Below are 26,491 nucleotides of genomic sequence, written 5' to 3'. Positions count from 1 at the left end.
AGAACCAATGAATAAATTTGTATTAAGCAGCTTATTTCTTATGGTAGGCCTAATAGGTGGTTACCTGGCAAATAATCTGATGCAGCATCCATCAGGTTCCGATGCTCAAAGCACACACCGCAATTTAGCAGACGCCGAAGCACTTTACTGGGTTGCGCCAATGGACCCTAATTACCGCCGCGATAAACCCGGTAAGTCTCCCATGGGGATGGATCTAGTGCCTGTTTATGAAGAAAGCCAATCGGCCACTCAACCCGGTTTGGTGACTATTGATCCCAGTGTTGAAAACAACCTTGGAGTGAGAACCGCCAAGGTAGAGCTAGGCGAGTTTGCGGTAGCCATTGAAACAGTAGGTATGCTCACTCTCAATGAAAACTCACGTTGGCAACTCAACAGCCGTGTTTCAGGCTGGTTAGAGAAACTAGCGATTAAAGCTGAGGGCGAGCGAGTTAACGCTGGCCAGTACCTGATGTCGATCTATTCTCCTGAGTTAGTTAAAGCGCAAGATGATTTACTTAATGCGCTAAATATGGGGAACAAGCGGTTAATAGCTTCGGCAAAAACCCGCTTACAGGTTCTCGGTATGTCAGAGCAGCAGGTGGCGCGAGTGCTAAAGCAGCGTCGTAGCGAGCAGTTAGTGGAATTGTACGCCCCCAGCTCAGCATATATCTCTACATTAGGTGTGCGAGAAGGTGCATATATTACTCCCGCAACCACTCTGATAGATGCTGGAGCACTAGATAAAATCTGGTTAATTGGTGAGCTATTTGAATCTCAAGCAGGCCTAGTGGCTGAGGGAGACCATGTAGAGATGCGAGTAGACAGTTACCCAGGCCACACCTGGCAAGGCAAGATTAACTACATTTACCCCAATCTTGACCCTCAAACCCGTACCCTGCGCGCCAGAATGGTTTTCGACAACCAAGATGAACGGCTTAAACCCAATATGTATGCCCGTGTGACTATATCCTCAATGCCAGAGCAACAAACGTTAACCATTCCAAGTGAGGCGGTGATACGTGGTGGTCGTTTTGATCGAGTGGTAATGAAGCGCGGTACTGGCAAGTATCAAAGTGTTCGTGTTGAGATTGGGCGAGAAAGCCAAGGCGTGGTTGAAGTACTTGATGGCTTGGTCAATGGCGATGTAATTGTGACCAGTGCGCAGTTTATGCTGGACTCAGAATCGAGCTTAAGCGCTGACTTTAGCAGAATTGGTCCGCCAGATAGGCAGATTGAATCAGTGCAGGCCACAGGCATTGTCGTTGCAGTGAAGCCGGGCGTTTTAACTATTGCTCACGAACCAGTACTTGAGTGGGAGTGGCCAGATATGGTGATGGACTTCCCGTTAGCGGCAGAGCAAATCGATGAGCAAATTGTACCCGGCCGAGAACTGCAGTTCACGATTACCAAGCAAGACCAGCAGTTTCCCATATCAAACCTAAAACTCGGAGCACTTAAGCTTAAGAAGCTAGAGCCGTTAGATACAGCAGTGGATCATAGCACCATGGATCACTCTCAAATGAATCATGGAAGTATCGACCACAGCGCTATGGACCACAGCACTATGGATCACAGCACTATGGATCATTCCCAAATGGGAGATGACAACATCGACCACAGCACTATGGACCACAGCGAAATGGACCACTCAAACATGGAACATTCCCAGCACAGTGCCAGTGATATTGATCCCGATAGCCTCAGCGACGACGATTTAGATTGGCTGGATTTGGATAACGATGAGGGAGAGCGGTAATGATCCCGAGTATTATTCGTTGGTCTATAGATAATCGTTTTTGGGTGCTGATATCCACCTTAGCCATACTGGTTTACGGTGGTTTCGCTATTAAAAACACCCCTGTAGATGCCATCCCTGATTTGTCTGATGTACAGGTTATTATCAAAACATCTTACCCGGGACAAGCGCCGCAAGTGGTTGAAGACCAAGTGACTTATCCGCTCACTACGGCCATGTTGTCGGTGCCAGGCGCACAAACAGTGCGTGGTTACTCCTTCTTTGGCGACTCCTACGTGTACATCATATTTGAAGATGGCACCGACATTTATTGGGCCCGTTCACGGGTGTTAGAGTATTTGTCGCAGGTAGCGCCCAATCTGCCTAACGACGCTAAACCAGCATTAGGGCCAGACGCCACAGGCGTTGGCTGGGTGTTTAGTTATGCTTTAGTCGATCGAAGCGGTAAGCACGACTTGAGTCAATTACGTAGCTTTCAAGATTGGTTCTTAAAATACGAATTGCAAACCGTTCCGGGCGTGAGTGAAGTGGCCACCGTGGGGGGGATGGTCAAGCAGTACCAAATTAGTATCGACCCAGATCGTTTGCGGGCTTATCAACTCAGTCTTTCGCAGCTGAAAATGGCTATTCAACAGGGTAACCAAGAGACCGGCGCCAGCGTTATAGAGATGGGTGAAGCCGAGTATATGGTGCGCAGCAGTGGTTACATTAGCTCGGTCGAAGATTTACAAAAGCTGCCGCTAAAGCTTAATCCACAAGGGACTCCATTATTACTAGGCGATGTGGCTGAGATTCAAGTGGGGCCACAAATGCGTCGCGGCCTTTCTGAACTGGATGGTGAAGGCGAAGTGGTTGGCGGAGTGGTGGTAATGCGCTATGGCGAGAATGCTCAGCAAGTTATTGAAGCGGTAAAAACCAAGCTAGATAGCCTAGGTGCTTCTCTGCCTGAGGGCGTTGAAATAGTGACTACCTATGATCGTTCAGGTTTGATTGAGCGCGCAGTCGAGAACCTAAAAGACAAGTTGATTGAAGAGTTCATTGTGGTGGTCTTGGTTTGCGCAGCATTCCTGTTCCATATTCGTAGCTCTCTTGTTGTGTTGGTCAGCTTACCCGTGGGGATTATCATCGCCTTCATCGTGATGAGTTGGCAGGGCATTAATGCCAATATCATGTCGCTGGGCGGTATTGCTATTGCTATTGGTGCCATGGTTGACGGTGCTATTGTGATGATTGAAAACGTCCACAAACACATGGAGAAAACCGAACTTACCGACGCCAACCGGTGGCAGGTGATTGGCAAGGCAGCTTCTGAAGTGGGGCCGGCCTTGTTCTTCTCTTTGCTTATTATCACTTTTAGCTTTGTGCCAGTGTTTGCCTTGCACGGCCAGGAAGGCAAAATGTTTTCGCCTTTGGCCTACACCAAAACCTATGCCATGGCGGCTGCAGCAGGTTTAGCGATTACGTTAGTACCGGTGCTAATGGGTTACTTTATTCGCGGCAAGGTGATTGCCGAACATAAAAATCCGCTTAATCGTTTATTGATAGCCGGTTATAAGCCACTGCTCAACCTCAGTCTTAAAGCGCCTGTGTTGGTATTAGTGCTAGCGGTTGCTTTGGTCGGTATTGGTTTATATCCCGTCAATAAAATCGGTAGTGAATTCATCCCGCCTCTGGATGAAGGTGATTTGATGTATATGCCCACGACCTATCCCGGTATTAGCATTGGCAAGGCTCGTGAGGTGTTGCAACAAACCAACAAACTGATTAAAACCGTCCCAGAAGTCGAGCGAGTATGGGGTAAAGTTGGCCGGGCAGAGACCGCCACCGATCCAGCGCCACTTACCATGATAGAAACCTTTATCACCCTTAAGCCCCGCGAACAGTGGCGCGAGGGTATGACCACTGAAACGCTTCGGAAAGAGTTGGATGGCTTAGTCAACTTCCCTGGGTTAACCAATGCATGGGTGATGCCGATTAAAACACGCATCGACATGCTAGCGACTGGCATTAAAACCCCAATTGGTATCAAAATTTCAGGTGAAGATCTTGGCGTTATCCAAGGCATTGGCAAGGATATTGAAGATATTCTAGAGCAAGTGCCTGGTACAGCTTCTGCGTATGCCGAGCGTGTGGCTGGTGGTCGCTATGTAAAAGTAGATATTGATCGGCTGGCTGCCGCTCGATATGGCTTGAACATCGCCGACGTACAGGCAGTAGTGTCTACCGCAATTGGTGGAATGAATGTGTCTGAGACCGTAGAAGGTTTAGAGCGTTACCCCATTAACCTCCGTTATCCGCAGCGTTACCGCGACAGTGTAGAGCAACTAAAGCTATTGCCAGTAATTACCCCAACAGGGCTAAGGCTAACACTTGGCGATTTAGCGGCGGTTTATGTGGAAGATGGGCCACCAATGATCAAGACCGAAAACTCCCGACCCAATGGCTGGATCTTTGTCGATATTGAGGGCCGAGATTTAGGGGGCTATGTTCAGGAAGCGAGGCAAACCGTTCAACAACAACTGCAGTTACCTGCGGGTTACTCGGTGAGTTGGTCTGGGCAATACGAGTATATGGAACGAGCCGAAGAAACCTTGAAGGTTGTTGTACCTGCCACCCTCGCGATTATTGTGTTGTTGCTTTACATGGCCTTTAGGCGTGTAGGAGAAGTGCTGCTCATTCTCGGTACCTTACCGCTGGCGATGATAGGTGGGATATGGCTGATGTATCTACTGGGTTACAACTTCTCTATTGCTGTAGGTGTCGGCTTTATCGCCCTTGCGGGGGTGGCGGTGGAAATCGGCGTAATAATGCTTATTTACCTCAACCAGTCTTTAGAAAGCACCTTGTCTGAACATGGACTTATTAGCAAACAACAACTGCGTAGCGCGGTGGTTGAAGGGGCGGGTTTACGAGTGAGACCGGTAATGATGACTGTTGCCACGGTGATTATTGGGCTTATTCCAATTATGTATGGCGAAGGCTCTGGATCTGAAGTGATGCAACGTATTGCCGCGCCAATGATAGGTGGCATGGCGTCAGCTGTAGTGCTCACTCTGTTAGTGCTGCCCTCGGTTTACTATTTATGGAAGCGTGTGTCCTTGCGCAAACTAATAAACGATTAATAATTACGGAGAAACCCAATGAATAAGTTTGTTTCAATACTCGCCGCGTCGACCTTGGCCTTCGTTAGTGTTACGGCCACAGCACATGGTGAACACTGCAAAGATACCAAACTTGGTACAGTAATGAAGGATACAAAAGCTGAGCTAAAAGCTTACGTAAACGCTTATAAGAGCGATGATAAGGCTGCTATGCAACTGCATGCTACTCAGTTGCTGGCCAATGCCAAAAATGCAAAACAGCTTATCCCACTTAAACTACAAGATGGCGGACATCATATGGTTGAGCCCGATGGTCATCCGGTGGCAGTGGAGCATTCCGATACTAACCATGGGGAAATAGAAGGCATGGATCATCAAGCTCATATGGAACACATGGCTGAGGCAGACCATTTCAACATGAATCATGGAACGATGGAGGGAATGAACCACCAAAGCCATATGGCGCACATGGCTTATATGAAAGGCATTGATGAGCTAGGGGTACTGTTTAAACAGCTTCAGCAAGTTGATGATAAGGCTTTAATCAAATCAGCCTTGGTTGACATAAAAAAACACAGTAAGCGGAGCCACAAAGAGTTTCGTATGGACTGCGACAACTAAGCCAGAATATAGCCGCCAGTGATAGGCGGCTTTTTTATATATTAGATAACTTGACCTGTGTGTTGCACAAAGGTTTTACAATGTATAAAACAAAGTTACTAGGAGTACAGGTATGAAAGTAAGCGAACTAGCTAATGCAGCCAAGGTAACTGCTGAAACGGTGCGCCACTACACCAGAGAGGGGCTCATTACTGCACAGCGAGATCCTCAGAACGGTTACCACGACTATGACCTGCGATCCTTAACGCGACTCCGATTTGTTCATCAAGCGAAACAGCTGGGTTTTAGCCTAGCTCAAATTAAACAAATACTTGAACATGAGCAACTGGGAGACTCACCTTGCCCTATGGTGCGCCAATTACTCGAGCAAAGTGTTGTGTCTACTAAGCAGAAAATTTCCCAATTAACTAAGCAGCTCGCCACCATGGAAGAAGCATTAGTAGCATGGACGCACATGCCAAACGGTGAGCCTGATGGCCATTCTATTTGCCAACTCATTGAGCAGTGGGATGATCCTTTAGTGACAAACGATAAGGAGGCGCTATGAGCGTTCAAACTTGGCAACTCAATGTAGCAGGCTTAAATTGTCAGGGATGTGTGAGTAAAGTTCGCTTAAGAGTTCAGGGTATAGATACCGACGCGATAGTGGAAGGCTTGCCTGACAACAATCAGATGACTATTACCAGCCATCTTAGCGAAGCTCGTTTACTTGAGCTGATTGAAGAGCTGGGGTTTCGCCCCTTAGCACGCAACAGCAGTGTTGAAAACGCAGCTAGTGAGCAAGCTGTAACAGCCGTTGATGTTAGTGAACCCACCATGCCTCAAGGCAAGGTCGAACGATTTACGCTTACCGGTATCACCTGCGCAGGCTGCGTTAACACCATTCATTCTGCTATTCAGGGTTTAGCCGCTGTCGATAAAGTTGAGGTTAACTTTGCTCAACGCACTGCTCAAGTTACTGGTGATATAGACCCGCATCAAGTAATTAGTGCGGTGCAGCAAGCAGGCTATGGCGCAGAGCTTATTGAAGATGAAGCGAGCAGTTTTGAACAGCAAACTCTGCGAGCCCAAAAAGAGTACCAGCAAAAAATTCGTTACAGCATAGTAGGCCTAGCGCTTGGAGTGCCATTAATGCTTTATGGCTTTGCTGGAGGCGACATGAGTATTCATGGTGGTCACAGCCAGTTGATATGGGGCATTGTAGGTTTATTGACTCTATGGGTGATGTACCACAGCGGTGCTCACTTCTATCGCGGAACGCTTGCTAGTTTTCGGCGGCGAGAAGCCAATATGGATACCTTGATTGGTCTAGGTACTGCCGCTGCTTGGCTTTATTCCATGTTGGTTGTGCTAGCTCCTCAATGGTTGCCAGATAATGCTCGGCATTTGTATTTTGAAGCAAGCGCTATGATTTTGGGCTTAATTAACTTTGGGCAAGCCTTAGAAATAAGAGCCAGAGGGCGTACCTCTAACGCAATTAGACGTTTGCTTGACCTGTCGCCTAAACGCGCGGTGGTGCTTCGAGAGGGAAAAGAGCAAGAAGTACTGGTTGAAACTATTCAAGTTGGTGAGCAAATTCGAGCGCGCGCAGGGGAAAAAATCGCTGTTGACGGGCGAATTGTAGAAGGGGTATCCCGGATTGACGAATCAATGCTCACGGGAGAGCCCAAACCGGTTAAACATGGGGTAGGTGATACGGTTTCTGCTGGCACCATAAATGGCGCAGGATCCATTCTTTATCAGGCTGAACATGTGGGCGCAGACACTATGCTGTCGCAGATTATCTCAATGGTTAATAAGGCGCAGAATACTAAACCCCCCATTGCTCGCTTGGCTGACAAAGTATCAGCCATATTTGTACCTAGCGTAATGATTGTGGCTGTGCTGACCGCTTTAGCGTGGTTCAACTTTGGTCCAGAGCCGCAGTTTGTCTATGTATTGGTCGCTAGCACTAGCGTACTCATTATTGCTTGCCCCTGTGCGTTAGGCCTCGCCACGCCTATTTCGACCATGATCGGAATTGGCAAAGCCGCAGAATATGGGGGACTCATTAAAAATGGAGAGGCGCTGCAGGTGGCCACCAAGTTAAATATCCTTGTCTTCGACAAAACCGGCACCATTACCGAAGGCAAGCCGCAAGTGAGCGAAGTTCGCCTATTTAATGGTATCGATCAACAGCGATTCAATCAGTTAGTTGCTAGCGCCGAACGTGGGTCGGAACATCCTTTAGCACGCGCCATTATTGAGTACGCTGAATACATTCCAGCCTTAGCCAGTGCCGATTTCATCAATAAAGCCGGTTTAGGCATTAGCGCAAGGGTAGATGGGCAAACAGTTGTTGTGGGTAATGAAAAGTGGATGTTAGCAAATGGGCTAACACTTGATTTATTAACGGCAAAGCAGCGCCATGCTGCGGGTGTGGTGTCGAAGGTTTTTTGTGCTATTAACGGTGAGTTGGCCGGCCTGTATTTGATTAAAGACAAAGTTAAAGCCGATTCGGTTGAAGCAATCCGTAGATTCCAGGCGCAAGGCATAAAAGTCGTCATGCTCACTGGTGACAGCGCAGAGAGCGCCCAAGCAGTGGCAAACGAAGTGGGCATAAAAGACTACCAAGCCGAGCTACTTCCTCAAGATAAACTCAATGTGATAAAGCAGCTTCAACAAGGTGGTGCTGTTGTAGGAATGGTGGGAGATGGCATAAACGATGCGCCGGCCTTGGCGCAGGCTGATATTGGTTTTGCCATTGGTTCAGGCACTGATGTAGCGATAGAAAGTGCCGACATTACTTTGCTGCGAGGCAGCCTGCTAAGCGTAGATGAAGTGCTAGGCGTAGCTAAAGCTACCATTAGCAATATCAAACAGAATTTGTTTGGTGCTTTTGCTTATAACACCCTCGGAATCCCGATTGCTGCTGGCGTATTGTTTCCAGTATTTGGTTGGTTACTTAGCCCTATTGTTGCTGGCGCTGCAATGTCGCTGTCGAGCGTAACCGTGGTGAGTAACGCTAACCGCTTGCGCTGGTATCGTTCGCAATCAAATAAAGAGGGCTCGTTATGAACCTTATAATTAACCTTGTTGGTCTAGCAATAATAGTACTGATCATTTGGTGGTTTTGGTTAAAGCCTAAAAACTAAACATTCAAATAAGGGATAGGGAATGAAAAGGACGTTAGTGTGGGATGGGTTTGTTCGCTTCTATCATTGGTTACAGTTGCTGTTACTTGCAGGCTTATGGCTAAGCATGGAGCAAGCTGAAGTTGATATACACATCAAGCTGGGTTTAACCTTGTTTGTGTTACTTCTTGTTCGTTTAGTGTGGGGATTGGTAGGCAGCGAGACCGCTTTGTTTAAGTCTTTGCAGCTTCACCCTAAGGGTGTAGTAAGAGAAATAAAACAAGAATTGAAAGGCGAAGCAAGTAACCACAATGGCCACTCATTCCTCGGCTCTTATATGGTTTTAGCGCTTTGGCTATTACTGCTGATTCAACTTGTTTCGGGCCTGTTTAATTCGGATGACATTCTTTCCGAAGGCCCGCTATATGCCTATGTGAATGAACAACACTACGAGTGGTTTAAATCTTTACATGCCAGCAATGTAAACTATTTATTGGGCTTAATCGCTATTCATATACTCGCTATTGGCTACTTCAGCTTAATCAAACGAGGATATTTACATGCCATGATTAATGGCTACAAAACAGCCCAAACGATAGGCAAGCCCATGATGAAAAAAGCCATTTGGCCAATTTTAACTAGCTGCTTGCTGATTGGAGTTTTGCTTGTTTTTATCGAATAACAAAGCTTGTAGGCAAGGGTAAAGTTGCTAGTAAAGGGCTAATTATTACTTCAATAAAACCGCTAAAAATACCCCAGTACTTTCTTAACACATATCAATTTGTGGCTTGGTGCTGACTTTATACTCTGTTTTAGTAAGGCTATGTTTGCTTAACGAGGTATCGCGCTTGGTATTGACTTTTTTGATACGGCCAGTAGCTACCAAAATGGAACAAGCGAACAATTTGTTGGTAAAGCCATACAAGCAACGACAGCTCGGAATAACGTGGTTATTGCCACAAAGTTTCTACCTAGAGTGGGTGAACAACAAACCTCCTTTTCTACTCAGCAACAGTTTGCCAAGTGCTTGGCCTGCAAGGTAGCGAAAAACCTGCAGAATAAGAACCAGATCAATGATGAGAAAACACTTCAAGTTACGTAATTTATTGCACTTACCAAAGCAAACTTACTATTACATCTCACAATAAACCTGAGTATATGGCGTTTGGTGTTTAGCGACAAAAATACGCTGTATTAATATCGCTTTTCTCGATGCTTTCTTTCTCCAAATTCTCGTATTATCTGTTGCTGATATTTTTGTTAATTTTTGATCTGGATGGCTGGTGAGGCATAGGAAAGATGATAATCTGACTTTCATTAAATGCGTGATAAAAGGAAATACTCCTTGTTTAAACAAGGTAATTTTCCTCTTAATAAGTTGTTAAGTTTCTTCTATAAGGATGAGTATGCTTCAAGTAAAAATCCCTCAAAATTTGTCCCTTAGAAATGCATTGAATTTCTGTAATCGGTTATGGGATTTAGAGCACTCTGATGAATATGCGTTTGATTTTGCTAATCTTGGCCTAGTTGAGCCCTTTACAATGGCCTATGTGGCTAATGAGTTAAAAAGATTTAGGAAAACCAAACCTGAAAGTAAGTTTACGGCCTTAAATCATAAAAATAAATCATATGCTGCACATATGGGGTTCTTCAGAGCATTCGGGCTTAAGTTTGGGAATGAGCCTGGAGAGGCTGCGGGTAGTAGTACGTATCTACCCCTTACAATATTAAATGTCGCAGATTTACAACAAGAAGCGGCAGACTCATACGACCATGTTGGCAACATAATTGAAGCAAAGTCGGAGCAAATTGCAAAAATATTAACCCGTCAAAATAATGGAGATTTGGTCGATACTCTTACGTTTTCTATTAGAGAAATACTTAGGAACGTTGTTGAGCATTCGGAATCCGAAATCATTGAATATTGTGCTCAGTATTGGCCGTCTAAAAGTTTAGTTGAACTTGCAATTCTGGATACAGGCAATGGAATTATGCATGGGCTATCTACCAACCCGTTCCTAAATATAAGTGATGAGAGAGATGCTTTACACCTAGCTATGCTGCCCGGAGTATCAGGAAAAATGTATAAGGGCGTTAAAAAACGAAAGCATGATGAGTGGCAAAATTCTGGGTTCGGCCTTTACATGACCAGTCGAATTTGTCGCAATGGTGGGGATTTTTTTATCGCAAGTAACGATAAAAGTATATTTTTAGATCGCACGTCAAAAAATGATTTAGAGTGCAAATATAAGGGAACTGCTTTGAGGCTTCGGATAGATACAAGTAAGATTTGTTCGTATAGCGAAATGCTCGCCCAATATAGAAATGAAGGCTATGAAGCAGCTAAGAAGTTTTCAGGTAAAGATGCAATTGAACCATCTATAGCTTCCACTATGCTAGCTCGGGACTTCCAAGAAACTTAACAAGGCCATTAAGTCGGATTCTGTAGTTGGCTCGGTTCCGCTTCGCTACACTACACATTTTAGCCAACTGTTACTCACTGCTTATGGCGGCGTTAACGTGCAAAAGGAACTTGCATGAAGTACTCACAGAATTACGAGATTTTCCACCTTCATGAACTTGAAGGGGCATTAGAAAAATTAGATATTGAGTCTAACCCAGACGAGGCCGCCTATATCAAAGAGCTAATTGATAAAGGGGGTTATCAATACCCATCTAGCGTAAAGAAGTCGCGAGTGTCAGCTTGCACAATTAAGCATCGAGCATTTAAGTATTTTCTTGTTGTCTTTTTTAGTTATGGTTTGTTCGTCCATATTTCCACGCAGATGTTGGAGTTCAATGCTGTGAACTTAATCGGAGACTGTTTAACTTTCGCGATCATTGTATCTGCAATAACAGAGTATAAATATTTGAAGCATATGCTAATGGTTTCATGCATAGGTGGTTCGGTAACTTGGTTGGGAATTGCTATTCAGTGGTTTTACTCACCTGATTATGCGCAGGCACTGGCGTATCCAGCTTATGTTGTTATTTCTTTTTTACTCTATCTATTAGCCTTCTATGGAACCCTAAAGTGGGTGAAAATTGAGAGGCTTGCACACTAAAAAATGGGGCTTTAAAAAGTTCGCGGTTTGCGCTGTGTAGCACGCCAGTTTTTGCCCCTTATTTAAAGCGTAAATACAGCCTGTGATTTGATATATCAAGAAAGCACTCACTAAGGCCACTACTAGCCTTAGTGAGATAAAGCCTTTAAGCGACTTTTTTTGCTTTGCTTTTCGCTTTGGCTTTTTTCTTGGGTTTGCTGAAGTTGCTCGCGCTGGCGATATCACTTGGCACTAACTCAATTTTGCGTTGTTCCATATCTACGCGGGCTACCTTCACCTCAATCACATGGCCAATGCCAAAGCTCTTGCGGCTGTTTTCGCCAATTAAACGTTGTTTATTTGCGTCGAAGTTATAAAAGTCGCCCGCCAGTGACGAGATATGCACCACGCCTTCTACTGCCATATCTTTTAGCTCTACATACAAACCAAAGTTGTTTACGCCGCTTACAATGCCTTGAAAGCTTTCGCCCACTTGGTCTTGCATGTATTCACATTTAAGCCAAGCGTCTACGTCCCAACTGGCGGTGTCGGCGCGGCGAGCCACTAAAGAACAGTGGTCGGCCAGCATTAACATTTGCTCTGGGCCGTATGGGTAGCTTTTTGCTAACTTAAGAGGTGCTGCGCCGTTTACTCGGCGAACTGGGTCTAGGCCTTTGCCGCTTAATGATTTAAAGGTGCGTTTAAAAATGCTGCCGCTTTCTTTACTGCGAATAATCGAGCGAATAGCGCGGTGTACCAGTAAATCGGGGTAGCGGCGAATTGGCGAGGTAAAGTGAGCGTAAGCATCAAAGGCCAAACCAAAGTGGCCGTCGTTTTCTGGAGTGTAAATAGCTTGGCTCATAGAGCGCAGCATCACCGTTTGAATAATGCTGGCATCTTCTCGCTCACCAATACTGCTGAGCAGCTTGTTGTAGTCGGCTGGCGTAGGTTTGTCGCCACCGCCTAAGTTCAAGCCTAGCTCGGCTAAAAAGCTACGCAAGCCCTTGAGTTTTTTCTCTTTAGGGCCTTGGTGTACCCGGTATAGCGCCGGTATTTTTAGCTGTTCTAAGAAACGTGCCGTAGCAACGTTGGCGCACAACATACATTCTTCAATCAGTTTGTGGGCGTCGTTACGTACTAGCGGAACAATCTGCTCAATTTTACGTTCGCTATTAAATTCAAAGCGGGTTTCTTGGGTCTCGAAATCAATAGCACCGCGCAGTTCACGCGCCTGTTTCAATACGCCATATAAACGGTGCAAGTCTTGTAGGTGTGGCAGTACCTTGGCAAACTCTTTACACAGCTGTTGGCCTTGCGCTGAGTTGGCTTGCTCTAACATGGCGCCCACTTGGGTGTAAGTGAGGCGGGCATGTGAGTGAATCACTGCTTCGCAAAACTGGTAACTGGCCAGCTGACCTTGGGCATCTATGTTCATTTCGCAGACCATCACTAAACGGTCAACCTGAGGGTTAAGCGAACATAAACCGTTTGAAATCGCTTCGGGTAGCATTGGCACTACATGGCCAGGAAAGTACACCGAGGTGCCGCGTTTTTGCGCTTCAATATCTAAGGCAGTTTCTGGCTGAATATAGTGTGAGACATCGGCAATGGCTACCGATAAACGCCAACCACCGTTTGTGTTTGCTTCACAGTAAACCGCATCATCAAAGTCTTTTGCGTCTTCGCCATCAATGGTAACAAAAGGCGTATCGCGTAAATCCACTCGATGCAGCTTGTCTTGTTCGGCCACTTCTGGGGCTAATTTAGCCGCTTGAGCCAGCGCGTCTTCTGGCCATTCAAAAGGAATTTGATGGGTGCGAATCGCAACATTGATTTCCATACCCGGTGCATTAGGGTCGCCAATTACTTCACTAATGTGGGCAATGGCGTTATCACGCTTGTGCGGGTAGCTGATGAGCTCGGCACTTACGTATTGGCCATTGCAGGCACCTAGAGTTTGCGCCGCGGGTACATCAATGGTTTGAGTAATGCGTTGGTTGTCGGGCTGAACACTGTAGCGGCCATCTTGCTCTACAAAACGGCCAATAATGTGTTGAGTATTCTTTTCTAGAATTTTAACCACGCGCGCTTCTTCACGACCACGGTTGTTAAAACCATTTGGCAAAGCTTGAATGATGTCGCCATCAAATACTTTGCTCATTTGCGAGCTATGCAATACAAAGTCGGTGTCGTAGCCTTCGCATTTTAAAAAGCCAAAGCCTTCGCGGTGACCAATTACGCGGCCTACTAAGTATTCGCTGTCGTCTACTGGCCAGTAATTGCGTTTGCGGTCGCTATGTAGCTGGCCGTCGCGGCTCATGGCAATTAAGCGGCGGCGCAATGCTTCTAAGTCTTCTTCTGAGCTTAGGTTTAGGGCTGCGGCAAGTTGTTCGCGATTAAGCGGTTTTCCTTGTTGATCGAGCAGCGCAATGATGGCGTCGCGATCAGGAATGGGGTTGGCATATTGTTGCTCATTAGAGCGTGAGTGTTTACTCATAGTTATTGTTCTCTGTTAATCGGGCCAATAACCTTGCTCTAGGGAAATCATGAAATGTTCTTTTAATGCAGTTCAGATATAACTCTCAAGGTTTTTAGGCCAATGCGCTCGTTTATCGAGTCGCTAAAATAAGGTGTGATGATGAACGCTACAATCTGGGGTTCACTCATCACGGTGTTTGCCTGACTTATAAGCTGGTTTTATGACAGCACTATGACAAGCAAAGTAATAATTGCCTGAGGGCAAGATTGGAAAAACAAGCTGGAATTTAAAACGACGGAACGAAGCTTAATTGAAGGCAAGCTAATGCGGAGTTCAAAAAATAGACTGATTTTCTAATGGCGGCCACTTTATAGAATTGTGAACGATTGTCAACTTATATAGCCGAGCAGAGCTGCAAAGGGGCTAAACCTTCGCCGTTTCTCCCTCCTTTTCTTTTAATTGAGTTATTTAATATCTAGCTCACATTTTGTTCATCTTGTATTTGTCCTTTTAATTTGTGTGGTTACTATTCGCTCGCTTAAAGAAAATAAAAACAACATAAATGTAAACATGCGGGAATCAATATGAGAATCACAATCGCGGCGCTAGCACTGCTGCACTTTAGTGGGCAAGCTACCCCATACAGTAGCAATGTAGAAAATGACTATTATCACCATGATGTGAATGGAATACCGACAGCTAGGGATCACAATGATGGTGTTCCTGATCTTTTTGATGCCATGAATATGTTGCTTGGTACTCGCTACCAAAGTAATGCTGAGTTAGACAATCGCTTCGTGGCTAACGACCAATTATTTGTGGGCGAAGGCTCGCAAAGCGTTGCGTTAGTGGGGTTAACGGCAGGCAACCATAATACGCTTGGTATCTATACCGATGTAGGCGTTGGCCAAGAGAAAACGGCCATTTTGCCTTCTAATCCACATTATGGGTTTATGGGCGACGGTTCGGCTAACCAGCCTTTTGCAGGGGTAAGCCTAGACATAATGGGTGAGTTTGGTTGGTATTTAGAACAAAGCGGCCCGGTAACATATTCTACTTTTTATTCAGAAAATCAGTTAAACGGAGGCTGGGATCATACTATGACGTTTGCTATTCCTGAGCTTAACGGACAATCACGCTATTTAGATCTCGGTGACGGTATTATTGAACACACCTTCTCCAACGCGTATTTAATTGGCTGGGAAGACCTTCCCTTTGGCTTTTTTGAACCTGATATGTTGGGGGATGATGATTACGACGACTTGATGTATTTAGTCGATTTTAAACCCGCTTCAATCAATAAACCGGTAGACGTATCGGAGCCGTTATCGGGCGTGTTGTTGGCTAGCGGTTTACTGGGATGTTGTTGGCAGCGAAGTAAGCGCCGCATACTGGGTTCTTTTGCCTTACCTCGCAAATAAATCAGCATGCGCAAACTTTACTAAGGCCAGCGTTAAGGCGTGTACGTAGTTGTCTTCGCGGGTGGCTAAGCCGTTGGTGAGTAGGCCAATGGCGCCGCCTTTTTGCTTAATGTTATGTGTATTAAATAGCTTATCCATAAGTGGGCCAAGTTCTTCGCCTTGCTCAAGTGCTTGGTAAACACTGGCAGGCAAGGGCATGTTAGCTCCACGGCCCACAGCGGTTTGTTGGCTGTTGGCTATGGCAACAAACGCAAAGGTAGCGGGGCCATCTTCAAACATATCAACGCCGCCCTCTATCGCTGCGTAAATGTCTGCATGTTGTTGCTGTTGGCAGTAGCGTAAACGATTTACTGCACCGTCACGCGTTTGCTGAGTGGTCATGGGCTGTTCGGGCACTTGCGAGGGCGCATCAATACCTTGGCAATCAATCTCGGCATCTGGGTAATACAAGGCTAGTGCCTTAGCTACCGCGCGTACTTTAACGGGGTTGCGAGAACCTACAATGACTTTGAGTGAACGTTGAGACATAACAACTCTATAAATAACGACAATTAGGCAGCTGATGCTAGCATATTTGAAAGCTTAAATGTGCTAGCAAATAAAGCAAAATAGTCTGCGAGATTAACTGCTTAGTTGATCGGTAATGCTGCTACAAGGGACTCGTGAGTCAATAATTCTGCCGTCACGCGAAGGTGTGTTCCCTGGTCGAATGTCCCAATCTAGTTGGTACTTTTGATTAATTAACTGCACCAATTGATAAAACGACAAGCCCTGCTCATTACCACCTACATGGTAAACCCCAGCTTGGCCTTGCTCAGCTAACTGAAGCAAACATGCCATGCTGTGCTCAACATACGCCACTGCGGGCAGCCATTCAGTGCTGGCTTCCAAGTAGCCTTTCTGATTATGCATATCTCTAACATGGGTGAGTAGGTTGTCTTGTTCAAAGGTGTCGAACATTTGCCAGCCTAAACGGGCAATAATGGTATGAGGGTTGGCTTGCAGCGCGGCTTGCTCGCACACTATTTTGTAACGGCCGTATTCGTTGTCGGCATCTGCTGGGTGGTCAGGGTTAAATGGGCCGGTACTGTTGGGATTAAATACACTCTCGGTGCTGGTAAACAGTATGTTTATTTCCAGCTCTAAAGCAATGCTTGCCAGCATGGCTAGCCAATCTTCTGAGCCGGTGGCTAGATGGAAGATAGTGTCTATTCGGTTAGCGCGAATATAAGCGATTTGCTGGTCACGGTTATTAATGTCGAGCTGTTGGCGATCAAAACCGAATACTTCAATGCCCTTAGTCAGTAAGGCTTTTTTTAAGTAAGGGGCGAGTCGACCGTGTAAACCTGTTACTAAGGCGCGTTGCATTGCACTGTTTCCCATTCGGTAAGTTAAATCGATTATGCGATGTGTGCAGCGCAACTGCCAGAAAATTATGGTGGGCTTCTTTACTTAGCTAAAGAGGCAACCACACCTTCAACCTTGTCTTCTTGTAACCAGCTAATACAGTAACGAATAGAGCCAGAAGGCGGAATGTTTTGGGTGCCTAGTTCTACTTGGGCATATACGGTTTCAAAAAAGTTAGTCGGTAATACGCTGTATTGGTAAAACACGTCCATTTCTTCCCTTAAACCATTGAGCGTAATGCTTGGTGTAGGCTCAATTTTGGCTTGAATATGGTACATGCACGCAGCAAAGGCATAGTTTTTAAGGGCGGGTAACTCTGATTCATCGAAGGTTTCTGCCGCGAGGCTGGTGTTTGCGCTTAGCAATACCAGTGTGGCACTTACAATATGCTTTAAATTCATTATTACCTTAGGTATTTAGTCGCGTAAGCCACTAAATAACATTCAATTCCATTTTAAGTGCTTGAAAAATTATATTAAGACTAAGATCTTGTCAAATTGAGAAGCTCTAAATAGGCAGGATTAATTAATAAGTGATTACTTAGATTTATAATTTCTGTATTTTTGTTAATGCTTATAGTGATTACTGTACAAATATTGCTAAGTATTTATTTATGACTACTCCTCTGAAAACGTTTACTTGTTTAATTTTATCTAAGCTTTTGTTTTATATGATTTAATTGTTTTTTGTTCGATTTTTTTGAGATCAAGCTTTTTTGATTAAATAGTAGTCACTTAAACCTGTTTTTTAATAAAAAATTTGACGCTGTTGAAATCGATGTCATTTATATATATCGCTAAATAGTTAATTTAAACAAGCAAAGAATAAAGTGGTAACGTCTTTCTTTTTGTTTTTGCTAGTCTTTATGAGGCCTTAGGATGATTTTTCGTAGATTGAACTGATTCAATTAGATGGTATAAAACCGCAGAAATTGGATTTATCAATAATTGTAAGAGGAAAATCATGCGCAGTGTTTTAGTGAGTGCATCAGCAGTAGTAATGGCGTTAAGTGTAAGTTTACCGCTAGTTGCGGCAGAGCAACCTAGTAGTAAACCGGCCTTAAGTGAATTCGACAAAAACGCCGAGTTTTACCACAAAAGCTTAGTGAAAGATGGTTACCGTTTCGCTTGTCGTGTACACGACGAAAACGGCAAATGCACTAAGTTACAGTGGAAAAAACTGTAAGCTATGCGCAGCGAGGTTAAGCCCTTTAACCTCGCGTTGTTGCCTGCTTAAGCAATATTTTGGCTTGCTCGCCAATAAGCTTAATGGCTTGCTCAATCCGTTCGCTAGGAGGGTTGGCATAACTTAATCGTAAACAGTTTTTATACTTCCCCGCCGCCGAAAACAAACTGCCCGCCGCAATACCAATATGAAACGGCTTTAAGTTATCGTTTAGCTCTAAACAGTTTATTTGCTCAGGTAGCTCTACCCATAAAAAGAACCCACCTTTAGGGAAGCTCATTTTACTGCCGTTAGGAAAATAGCGTTGTACCCAGTGCAACATAAGATCTCGCCGCGCCTGATATTGCTGCTTAGACAACCTTAAGTGTTTCTCGTAATAACCTTGCTCAATAAAGTCGGCCACCGCTAGCAGAGGCAAACTATTCGCCCCCAGCGAGGTGATAAATTTTAAGTGAGTAAGTAACTGCCCGTAACGCCCTGGTGCCACCCAGCCAACTCGAAGGCCTGGCGCAATGGTTTTAGAAAAGGATGAGCAAAACAACACGCGCTCTTGGGTATCGTAAGATTTTAAGCTACGCGGCCGCGGCGTTTGGTAAAAACCATCACCGAGTATGTCATCTTCGATGATGGCAAAATCGTATTGTTCTGCCATCTTCAAAAGTTTGAGCTTGTTCTTTTCTGGCATCACATAACCCAAGGGGTTATTAGAGGTAGGAATAAGCTGTAGCACCTTAATTGGCCATTGCTCTAACGCTAGCTCTAGTGCTGGCAGGCTAATGCCTGTTTCCGGGTGAGTGGGTATTTCTAGTACTTTAAGCTGATTAGACTGAATCGCTTGCATGCAGCCATAAAAATTGGGTGAGTCTATAGCAACAATGTCGCCAGGCTGGGTGAGCGCTTTTAAGCTCAATGATAGGGCTTCCTGGCAGCCTGCTGTAATTTGAATATTGTCGGGGTGAATATGACAGCCTGAGTGTTGCATTAAGCGGGCAATTTGTACTCTTAAGGCAAATAACCCATTCCCTTTGGAACAACTAAATACCTGCTTGCTTTGATATTTAACACTGTCGATTAGCAGTTTTTGTAAGGGTTTTAAGCTGGCAAATTCGGTGTCTGGCGAACCACGGCCCAAGGCTAAAAAGTGGCTGTTGCTTTCGTTCATGGTTAGGTCTAACACTGCTTGCCAATTATCAATAGGGACTGGCCGTTGTTCTGGTTGGCTGGTTTCTAGCAGTAGTGAAGTATTAGGCGGTTGCTGAACATAATAACCAGATTTTAGCTTGCTGCGCACGAAGCCTGCATCTTCCAACAGTCGGTAGCTTTCTTGTACTGTTGAAATACTTACCCCTCGCGTTTTGCTCATTTCACGAATTGAAGGCAGCTTTTGTCCGACAGGGTAATAAGCTTGATTGATTTGATCTTTCAGTTCTTGGGCAAATTGTTCATACAGTGTCATGGGCGCATCCTTAGCCGCAATATCCCTCAGTAATAACACATCAAAATACAGATTGGAAAAAAACCAAATTAAGCAGTACAGATTAACCTAGACCAAGCATGACAGATGCACTTTTGGCGCGTCTGTCATGCTAAAACATTGTTATTCTGAATCTGTACGCTTGCTTGCACAAAATTTAAGCTGTTTAGGCCGTTAACGGAATAAGGAGCAAGCCAATGTTGGTGTTAAACAAAGTAAATTTGAGTATCCGTCGTCTAGTTAAATGCCTCGCTCTGTATCGCGCACGCCGCCGCAGTCGCCAAGCACTATTAGGCTTAAGTGATGAGCTGTTGCGCGACATAGGGATTACCCGCGCTCAAGCGTATGCCGAGGGAAATAAAGCATTTTGGCAAAGTGGTACTCAGGCCAAGCGGAGCAGTGAGAAGTACAGCAAAACTCAATCTGTTTTTGCGCTCAAAAAACGCATTACTCGTTAACGCGTGACTTTGGATCTGGTGAGCCAAGCCTTATCTGAGTTGTTGAAATGCTAAGGTTGCGGTAGCGCTGTGCAAGCAGCGTTACACAACGAAAGTAGCAAATACTGACACTGCGCGTATTAAGCTTACAATATTAAGTTAAATCTTCTATGGTTTATGGACTAGAGCCCTTCAAGGAAGAAAGGAATCAGGTCATGAGTGTTGTTGCCCCTGCTATTACTCGTCAGTGGATTATTCGTTTTATTGTTGCCGCTATTATTGTTGTGTTTGTCTTTGTTCTGGCAGTGTTAAGCAGCGACAAAGTGAAAAGCATTGTTGATACCTTAACCCCGCCTCATTTACCCGAATTACAAGTTACTCACCGTGACGGCTCTTGGCTTGAGCAATATTGGCCTGATCAAAACTGGGGAAGCAAAGGGCAGTATGTGAGTGAAGATGCCAAGAAATATCACCATATCTCTCAAGGCACACGCACCATTCCTATTCCCTATCACTGGTTTGTTGAGTTAGAGCAACCCAGTAGCTCTATCTGGTCTTTTTTGCTTCTCAACAGTTTCTCCGACAAGGGCTTATTTACCGCCAATGAGTTTTTACTTCGTTTTGGTTTTATTCGCTCTGAAGCAGACAAATATAACCCCGATGGTTTACCTATTGGCTTTGCGCGCTCTGACTCAATTACTTTACCGGGTTACCCCACTCGAACTGCAGGAGTCGGCTTTACCTGCGCAGCTTGCCACACCGGGCATTTTATCCACGGTGAAGGTGAGAATAAGGTTGAGTACGTGATTGATGGGGCGCCAGCTACTACCGATTTAACCTTGTTAACCAGCACCCTTGCCGCGGCGCTTGGCCAAACCGCGCTGTCGAGTAAAATTCCCTTTTTTGATGGACGTTTTGATCGCTTCGCTCGTCGCGTATTAGGCCCCGCATACAGCCCTGCAACTAAAATGAATTTAGCCAATGATCTCGCAAGCATCGTGACGGCTAGTGCAGGCCATACCGACATTATTGATGTTGATGAAGGCTTTATGCGATTGGATGCACTGAATCGCATTGGCAACCAAGTGTTCTCCGAAAATGTGAATCGTCGCGATAATTACCACGCTATCAATGCGCCGGTTAACTACCCCCATTTATGGACTGCGTCTTGGTTTGATTGGGTGCAATACGATGCCTCCATCATGGGGCCGTTGATTAGGAATGCGGGTGAAGCCATGGGCGTTAACGCCTATGTGGATATGCAAAGTTCGCTTGATGACCAGCGTTTTTCCTCATCGATTCCTATGCAAAACTTAGTGTGGTTAGAAGATTTTTTAGGGGGGAACCAGCCTAACCCAATTGATGGATTCTCTGGCTTGCAAGGGCCCAAGTGGGAGTTTGGCGCTATAGATAAGAAAAAGGCTGAGCTTGGAGCTTCTTTGTATCAATCAAAGTGTCAGGGTTGCCATCTTCCTGCCTTAAATACGGAGCAGATATGGCAGGAGCAATATTTTTCTCCCATTGTTTATCAGCATCAAGGTGTGCCGCGAGAAACCAAAGAAAAAGTATTAAAACTTAATTTGATTCAACTGTCGCAAGTGGGGACAGATTCTGCGCAGGCAGACGTATTAGCGCGGCGAACCTTGGGCACTGCTGGCGTAGCAAATGTACCCGCTGCTGAGGTTATTCCCGGTTTAGGTATTGACCAAGTGATTTGTGGTGAAGATCCTAATCAGCTCTATGCGGCGCAACAAACTAAGCAATTTGCCTATGGCGAACAGGGGGCATACCGCGGGCCTTTAGGGCAAGAACCCTCGCCGAAAACGCTGGTGGACCTGCCCGTGAAAGACGGCGGCAATATACTGTTTGGCCTTGCGTTGGGGGCAATTGTGCAACAAACCATTGATGCTTGGTTTAAGCAAAATGGGTTGAATGATCCTGCGTTACAAGCCAAGTTTGAAGGTGGCCGACCAAACTGCATTCGCGCAACTTCAGGATATAAAGCTCGCCCACTAAATGGGGTATGGGCCACCGCGCCTTTTTTACACAATGGGTCAGTGGCTACATTGCGAGATTTACTCTGCCCGGAAGGTGGTCAGCGGCCTAAATACCTACAAATGGGCAATATTGCTTTTGACTCGGTAAACGTGGGTTTGTTGCAGCCGAAAGGTTTTGCAGAAGAGGCAAAGCTTACCCTTAAGCGCGGGCAGAAATACACGCAAGACGGTTACTTTGTGTTGGATACGTCGATACCGGGCAATCACAATAGTGGCCACCACTTTTCCGACCAATACGATCCGAAAAAACATTATTTGAATCAAGTGACTGGTGCGATAGGGACGGCGTTTACTGCAGAGCAATGTGACGCGATGATTGAATACCTTAAAACGCTTTAAACTGATTAATAAATACAAAAAAACAGGGCGCTAGCGCCCTGTTTTTAAGTGATGAGGATTGTTATTACAAAGCCGCGTTAAGAATGTTGCGGCTAACCTCTAGGGTCGTTTGCTTGTCTTCGCCCAAGGCTACCATTTGGTGTTGTTCCAACTTGCTCAACAATACTTCTACGTCGCTAGCGCCTAAATCAATGTCGCTTAATCTCACTGGTACTTGCATGCTGCGGAAGAATGCTTCGGTAGCGGCAATTGCGTCGTTGATGCGTTGTTCGCTGTCGCCTTCGTTTATGCCCCAAATACGTTCGGCATATTGCAGTAATTTGTCGGCTTTGGCTTCACGACGAATCTTCATCACTGCTGGTAAGGTGATAGATAAACTGCGCGCGTGGTCTACGCCGTAGGCGGCGGTAAGCTCATGGCCTAACATATGGCTTGACCAATCTTGCGGCACGCCTGCGCCAATTAGGCCATTTAAAGCCATGGTGGCTGCCCACATAATGTTAGCGCGTACTTCTAGATCTTGAGAGGTTTCAGCGGCGAGTGCTTTTGGCCCTTCTTCAATCAAGGTTAGCAAAATCCCTTCAGCAAAACGGTCTTGAATTTTTGCGTTTACTGGGTAGGTAAGGTATTGCTCCATCACGTGGACAAAAGCATCAACCACACCATTGCTTACTTGGCGAGGTGATAAACTTAAAGTCACACTTGGGTCCAATACCGCAAACTTTGGACGCACCGCTAAGGCGTAAAAAGGCAACTTAGTACCATTGCGTGTTACTACTGCGGCAGGGTTAGTCTCTGAGCCTGTTGCTGGCAGAGTTAACACCGCACCCAAAGGCAGCGCTGATTCAACTGGGTGTTGTTTAGCAATAATGTCCCATGGGTCGTCACCTTTATACTCTGCAGCTGCGGCAATAAACTTACTGCCATCAATCACCGAGCCACCGCCTACCGCCAGAATGTAATCTAAGCCTTCAGCCTTTATTTGCTCAACGGCGCGCATTAAGGTGTCGTAACTTGGATTAGGTTCAATGCCAGAAAACTCAGACCATTGATGATTCTCTAAGGCTTTAGCAACTTGGTCATAGACTCCGTTACTTTTGATTGAGCCACCGCCGTAGGTGACTAGCACCTTAGCGTTAGCGGGAACCTCTTGGCTTAGAGACGCTATTTGTCCTTCACCAAAATGAATCTGAGTGGTGTTTTGAAATGAAAAGTTCAACATCATAATTCCTTAAAAAGGTGAGAGGGAAATTAGGCGAACTGTTGCAGTAATTTTTCTGCTGCCATTTCCGACGAGGCCGGGTTTTGTCCGGTAATCATTAAACCATCTTGTACCGCGAATGGGCTCCAGTCGGCAACTGATTGGTAATCAGCCCCACGTGCCTTTAACTCGTCTTCAAGTAAAAATGGTACAACTTCGGTGAGTTGCACGGCGGCTTCTTCGCTGTTAGTAAAACCAGTTACAGCCTTGCCTTTAACCAGTAATTGGCCGTCAGCTTGTTTAACGTTAAGCAGTGCCGCGGTAGCGTGACATACTGCAGAAACCGGCTTGTTTTGCTGGATAAAGCTTTCAAGCAAAGCGATAGATTGTGGGTTGTCGGTTAAATCCCACAATGGGCCATGACCGCCAGGGTAGAATACTGCGTCGTAATCGCTCGCATCAAGGTCTGCTAACTTTAGGGTGGTTGCAAGCTGTTGCTTGGCAGCATCGTCGTTGTCGAAGCGGCGTGTTGCGTCGGTTTGAAAATCTGCAAGTTCGCTGCTTGGGTCAATCGGTGGTTGGCCACCATTTGGAGAAGCTAAAGTAATTTCTGAACCAGCATCTAAAAACACGTAGTAAGGGGCGGCAAATTCTTCTACCCAAAAGCCTGTCTTGTGTTCGGTATTACCCAGTTGATCGTGAGAAGTTAGTACCATCAAAATCTTTTTTGCTGCGCTCATCTGTTTATTCCTTAATTTGCTTTTAGCTGATTGGCTACCGCCAAATACGGTAGCGATGAAAGCAGTGTAGACCCCAAGTTTGAATGCGACAATGCAGATTAAATAGACATGATTGGTAGAATAATTGATACAATGCAGCTGATGTAGCTGATGAGGGTTTGATGTGAGCGTTTCTTTTGAACAATTGAAAAGCATGGTGGTGTTTGCCCAAGTGGTGGAGCAGGGCAGCTTTAGTGCTGCGGCTAAGCAAATAGGCATTACTCGAGCAGTGGTGAGTTACCACGTTAAAAAGCTGGAGCAGCATTTAGGTGTGAGTTTGCTTAACCGCTCTACCCGCAGTTTGCATTTAACCGAAGCGGGTGAGCAGTATTATCAGCGATGCCACAATATTGCTGAGCAAGCAAAAGCTGCTAACCAGCAAATGGAAAATATTAAACAAGAGCCTGAAGGCTCGCTTAAAATTTCTTGCCCGGTCAATGCGGGCCTGCAAACCATTGTGCCTGCACTTAATCTGTTTCGAGCTTTGTACCCCAAAATCAACATTGAACTGGTATTAAGTGATGAGGTGGTAAACGTCATTCAAGATGGTTTTGATTTAGCCATTCGCGGCGCCGAACTAGAAGACTCTGGTTTACAAGCATCCAAACTCACGACCTTAAAGACCTGTTTATGTGGCTCGCCTGATTATTTGAACAAACAGGGGCGCCCCCAGCAGCCAGCAGATTTAGACGCCCATCAGTGGGTCATTTATACCGCAGGCTCTAATACTTTGCAGCTAACTAAGGGGTCTCGGTCTTTTAGTATCAAAACCAAGGGGGGTATTAGCACCAATAACGCAGCAGCCAGAACCGCTTTTATTGAAGGTGGGCATGGTTTAGGGCGGGTGCCCTTATATGATGCATTGCCAAAGATTAAAACGGGCAATTTAGAAGTATTGATGAGTGATTATCAGTTGCAAGATATTGATGTTTACTGCGTATTTCCAAAAGGGGCCACTAGCTCTAAAAAGCTGCGTTTACTGATTGATTATTTAAAGCAGTATTTAGCCAAGCAGGAGCAAACCAGCAATTTATTGCAATAAAGTTAGCGTGAGTACGCAACTCGCTAACACTATTCATAATGATTTTTAGTTGCGCCATGTTGAAGCTTGTTTAAAGCCTTGTTGCTGCTAAGCGAGTTGCGTAGGCTTTAGCTAACATTAACAACTGAGTGCCATAGTGTTTTTTATTATTGCCTTAAGCGCCACCTTCGCTTACGCCTTGCAAGGCGTATTAATGGCCAAAGTATATCGCCAATCCGACCCACTTAGCGCAGTAGCCTATCGCGGGCTAAGTTTATTGATTAGCATGTCGCCTCTATTGTTATTAGTACCGCGCTCGGCTTATGCAGATTTTGTTGGTCAAACGGGATACTTAGTTTTAGCGGCGAGTTTGGCTGCCCTAGGTAATTGGGCGAATGCCATTGCCTTTGTGCGTTTACCGGTTGGCATTGCTAGCGCCTTATCCATGGCATTCACCGCGTTATTTGTGGCCTTGCTAGGGCAAGTTTTTCTTGATGAACGCTTGAGTGCTCAGCAATGGTTAATGGGGGGATTTACCTTGGTGGCGGTGTTGTTACTGGGCGCTAGCCAAGCTCGGCGAGCTACACAGGTTGCGCTGCAAGCTTCCCTTCAATACAAACCGCTAGTGGGAATATTGGCGAGTGCTGGTTACGGCGCGCTAATGTCTTGCGCCCTGATATTGGTGGCCAGTATGTCGCGCTCTAGTCATCCTTTTTTAGTGGGTTATGCTTGGGAGGTGATGATTGGGGTCATGGCCATGTTAATGGCATTTGGCCGCGGTTTGTTTACCGTAAACAACGGTTTTCAAGGCATTAGTTTTACCCACTTTAAACAGATTCTTATTTATGCGTCACCTACCGTGATCGGCACGGGGTGTTACGCATTAGCGATGACTCTCGGCCCGCTGGCCATTGCTGCGGCAATATTAAGCACGATGATGGTATTTAGTATGGTCTTGGGTTTATGGCTATTGGGCGAGAAACCAAGCACTAAGCAATGGCTGATGATGAGCCTAGTGTGCATGAGTGTGATTGGCTTAAAATTGGTGGCCTAAGG

At 45.5% G+C, this 26,491-nt stretch carries 22 protein-coding genes; 15 read left to right on the top strand and 7 right to left on the bottom strand.

The window, feature by feature from the left end; genetic code table 11:
- The first annotated feature begins 7 nt into the window (after positions 1 to 7).
- The 9 genes from Q4549_RS03750 to Q4549_RS03715 all read left to right on the top strand — a co-directional run bounded on the left by Q4549_RS03750 (position 8) and on the right by Q4549_RS03715 (position 11,656).
- Positions 8 to 1,756, top strand: coding sequence for an efflux RND transporter periplasmic adaptor subunit (locus Q4549_RS03750; protein WP_303549318.1), 1,749 nt, complete (start codon positions 8 to 10; stop codon positions 1,754 to 1,756).
- Positions 1,756 to 4,878: an efflux RND transporter permease subunit gene (locus Q4549_RS03745; RefSeq protein WP_303549323.1), complete on the top strand. Its 3,123-nt coding sequence runs from the start codon at positions 1,756 to 1,758 to the stop codon at positions 4,876 to 4,878. The genes Q4549_RS03750 and Q4549_RS03745 overlap by 1 nt, the downstream gene beginning before the upstream one ends.
- Positions 4,879 to 4,896: 18 nt before the next feature.
- Positions 4,897 to 5,478: a copper resistance protein CopA gene (locus Q4549_RS03740; RefSeq protein WP_303549327.1), complete on the top strand. Its 582-nt coding sequence runs from the start codon at positions 4,897 to 4,899 to the stop codon at positions 5,476 to 5,478.
- A 112-nt stretch (positions 5,479 to 5,590) separates the two neighbouring features.
- Positions 5,591 to 6,025, top strand: coding sequence for a MerR family transcriptional regulator (locus Q4549_RS03735; protein WP_303549329.1), 435 nt, complete (start codon positions 5,591 to 5,593; stop codon positions 6,023 to 6,025).
- Complete coding sequence (locus Q4549_RS03730) at positions 6,022 to 8,535, top strand: heavy metal translocating P-type ATPase (protein WP_303549332.1); 2,514 nt, start codon at positions 6,022 to 6,024, stop codon at positions 8,533 to 8,535. Before Q4549_RS03735 ends, Q4549_RS03730 begins: the two co-directional genes overlap by 4 nt.
- 99 nt (positions 8,536 to 8,634) lie before the next feature.
- Positions 8,635 to 9,273, top strand: coding sequence for a cytochrome b/b6 domain-containing protein (locus Q4549_RS03725; RefSeq protein WP_303549335.1), 639 nt, complete (start codon positions 8,635 to 8,637; stop codon positions 9,271 to 9,273).
- Between the two features lie 159 nt (positions 9,274 to 9,432).
- A complete protein-coding gene (locus tag Q4549_RS21865; RefSeq protein ID WP_368411616.1) occupies positions 9,433 to 9,693 on the top strand; it encodes an aldo/keto reductase in 261 nt (86 codons plus the stop codon).
- 304 nt (positions 9,694 to 9,997) lie between these two features.
- On the top strand, positions 9,998 to 11,014 hold the full coding sequence (locus Q4549_RS03720) for a hypothetical protein (protein WP_303549338.1): 1,017 nt from the start codon (positions 9,998 to 10,000) through the stop codon (positions 11,012 to 11,014).
- Positions 11,015 to 11,128: 114 nt separating this feature from the next.
- A complete protein-coding gene (locus Q4549_RS03715) occupies positions 11,129 to 11,656 on the top strand; it encodes a hypothetical protein (protein ID WP_303549341.1) in 528 nt (175 codons plus the stop codon).
- Positions 11,657 to 11,801: 145 nt separating this feature from the next.
- Here Q4549_RS03715 and rnr read toward each other — a convergent pair whose 3' ends face one another.
- Entirely contained in the window at positions 11,802 to 14,132 is a 2,331-nt protein-coding gene (gene rnr, locus Q4549_RS03710) for a ribonuclease R (protein ID WP_303549344.1), read from the bottom strand.
- Between the two features lie 566 nt (positions 14,133 to 14,698).
- On the opposite strand from rnr, the gene Q4549_RS03705 reads away from it, so the two are divergent.
- Positions 14,699 to 15,535, top strand: a complete 837-nt coding sequence (locus Q4549_RS03705) for a hypothetical protein (protein ID WP_303549347.1) — start codon at positions 14,699 to 14,701, stop codon at positions 15,533 to 15,535.
- Here Q4549_RS03705 and yjjX read toward each other — a convergent pair.
- The 3 genes from yjjX to Q4549_RS03690 form a co-directional block, all read right to left on the bottom strand.
- Complete coding sequence (yjjX, locus tag Q4549_RS03700; protein WP_303509759.1) at positions 15,521 to 16,063, bottom strand: inosine/xanthosine triphosphatase; 543 nt, start codon at positions 16,061 to 16,063, stop codon at positions 15,521 to 15,523. The two genes, Q4549_RS03705 and yjjX, sit on opposite strands and share 15 nt — an antisense overlap.
- A 93-nt stretch (positions 16,064 to 16,156) precedes the next feature.
- Positions 16,157 to 16,903, bottom strand: a complete 747-nt coding sequence (locus Q4549_RS03695) for a sugar nucleotide-binding protein (protein WP_303549349.1) — start codon at positions 16,901 to 16,903, stop codon at positions 16,157 to 16,159.
- An 80-nt stretch (positions 16,904 to 16,983) separates the two neighbouring features.
- Positions 16,984 to 17,343: a hypothetical protein gene (locus tag Q4549_RS03690; protein WP_303509764.1), complete on the bottom strand. Its 360-nt coding sequence runs from the start codon at positions 17,341 to 17,343 to the stop codon at positions 16,984 to 16,986.
- Positions 17,344 to 17,905: 562 nt separating this feature from the next.
- Here Q4549_RS03690 and Q4549_RS03685 point away from each other — a divergent pair.
- On the top strand, positions 17,906 to 18,127 hold the full coding sequence (locus Q4549_RS03685; RefSeq protein WP_137672069.1) for a hypothetical protein: 222 nt from the start codon (positions 17,906 to 17,908) through the stop codon (positions 18,125 to 18,127).
- Between the two features lie 25 nt (positions 18,128 to 18,152).
- On the opposite strand, the gene Q4549_RS03680 is transcribed toward Q4549_RS03685, so the two are convergent.
- The gene (locus Q4549_RS03680; protein ID WP_303509769.1) at positions 18,153 to 19,583 is read right to left on the bottom strand and encodes a PLP-dependent aminotransferase family protein; all 1,431 of its coding nucleotides are present in this window, start codon (positions 19,581 to 19,583) and stop codon (positions 18,153 to 18,155) included.
- A 215-nt stretch (positions 19,584 to 19,798) separates the two neighbouring features.
- On the opposite strand from Q4549_RS03680, the gene Q4549_RS03675 reads away from it, so the two are divergent.
- Positions 19,799 to 20,059 carry a DUF1127 domain-containing protein gene (locus Q4549_RS03675; protein WP_303549352.1) on the top strand — a complete coding sequence of 87 codons (261 nt, stop codon included), beginning with the start codon at positions 19,799 to 19,801 and terminating at the stop codon, positions 20,057 to 20,059.
- A gap of 194 nt (positions 20,060 to 20,253) precedes the next feature.
- On the top strand, positions 20,254 to 22,434 hold the full coding sequence (locus Q4549_RS03670) for a di-heme-cytochrome C peroxidase (protein ID WP_303549355.1): 2,181 nt from the start codon (positions 20,254 to 20,256) through the stop codon (positions 22,432 to 22,434).
- Positions 22,435 to 22,498: 64 nt separating this feature from the next.
- Here the strand turns inward: Q4549_RS03670 and Q4549_RS03665 are convergent, their stop codons facing one another.
- A complete protein-coding gene (locus tag Q4549_RS03665; protein ID WP_303549726.1) occupies positions 22,499 to 23,656 on the bottom strand; it encodes an iron-containing alcohol dehydrogenase in 1,158 nt (385 codons plus the stop codon).
- Positions 23,657 to 23,685: 29 nt separating this feature from the next.
- Complete coding sequence (locus Q4549_RS03660; protein WP_137672065.1) at positions 23,686 to 24,375, bottom strand: type 1 glutamine amidotransferase domain-containing protein; 690 nt, start codon at positions 24,373 to 24,375, stop codon at positions 23,686 to 23,688.
- 163 nt (positions 24,376 to 24,538) lie between these two features.
- Here Q4549_RS03660 and Q4549_RS03655 point away from each other — a divergent pair, with 163 nt between their 5' ends.
- Positions 24,539 to 25,456 (top strand): LysR family transcriptional regulator, encoded by a 918-nt coding sequence (locus Q4549_RS03655; protein WP_303509781.1) that lies wholly within the window; start codon positions 24,539 to 24,541, stop codon positions 25,454 to 25,456.
- Positions 25,457 to 25,592: 136 nt separating this feature from the next.
- Complete coding sequence (locus tag Q4549_RS03650) at positions 25,593 to 26,489, top strand: DMT family transporter (RefSeq protein ID WP_303549357.1); 897 nt, start codon at positions 25,593 to 25,595, stop codon at positions 26,487 to 26,489.
- The last annotated feature ends 2 nt before the right edge of the window (positions 26,490 to 26,491 follow it).

The organism is Agarivorans sp. 2_MG-2023 (genome assembly GCF_030548085.1).
Taxonomy (GTDB): Bacteria; Pseudomonadota; Gammaproteobacteria; order Enterobacterales; family Celerinatantimonadaceae; genus Agarivorans.
Note: the sequence above shows the minus strand (reverse complement) of the source record. Positions and strands in the feature narration are given on the sequence as shown.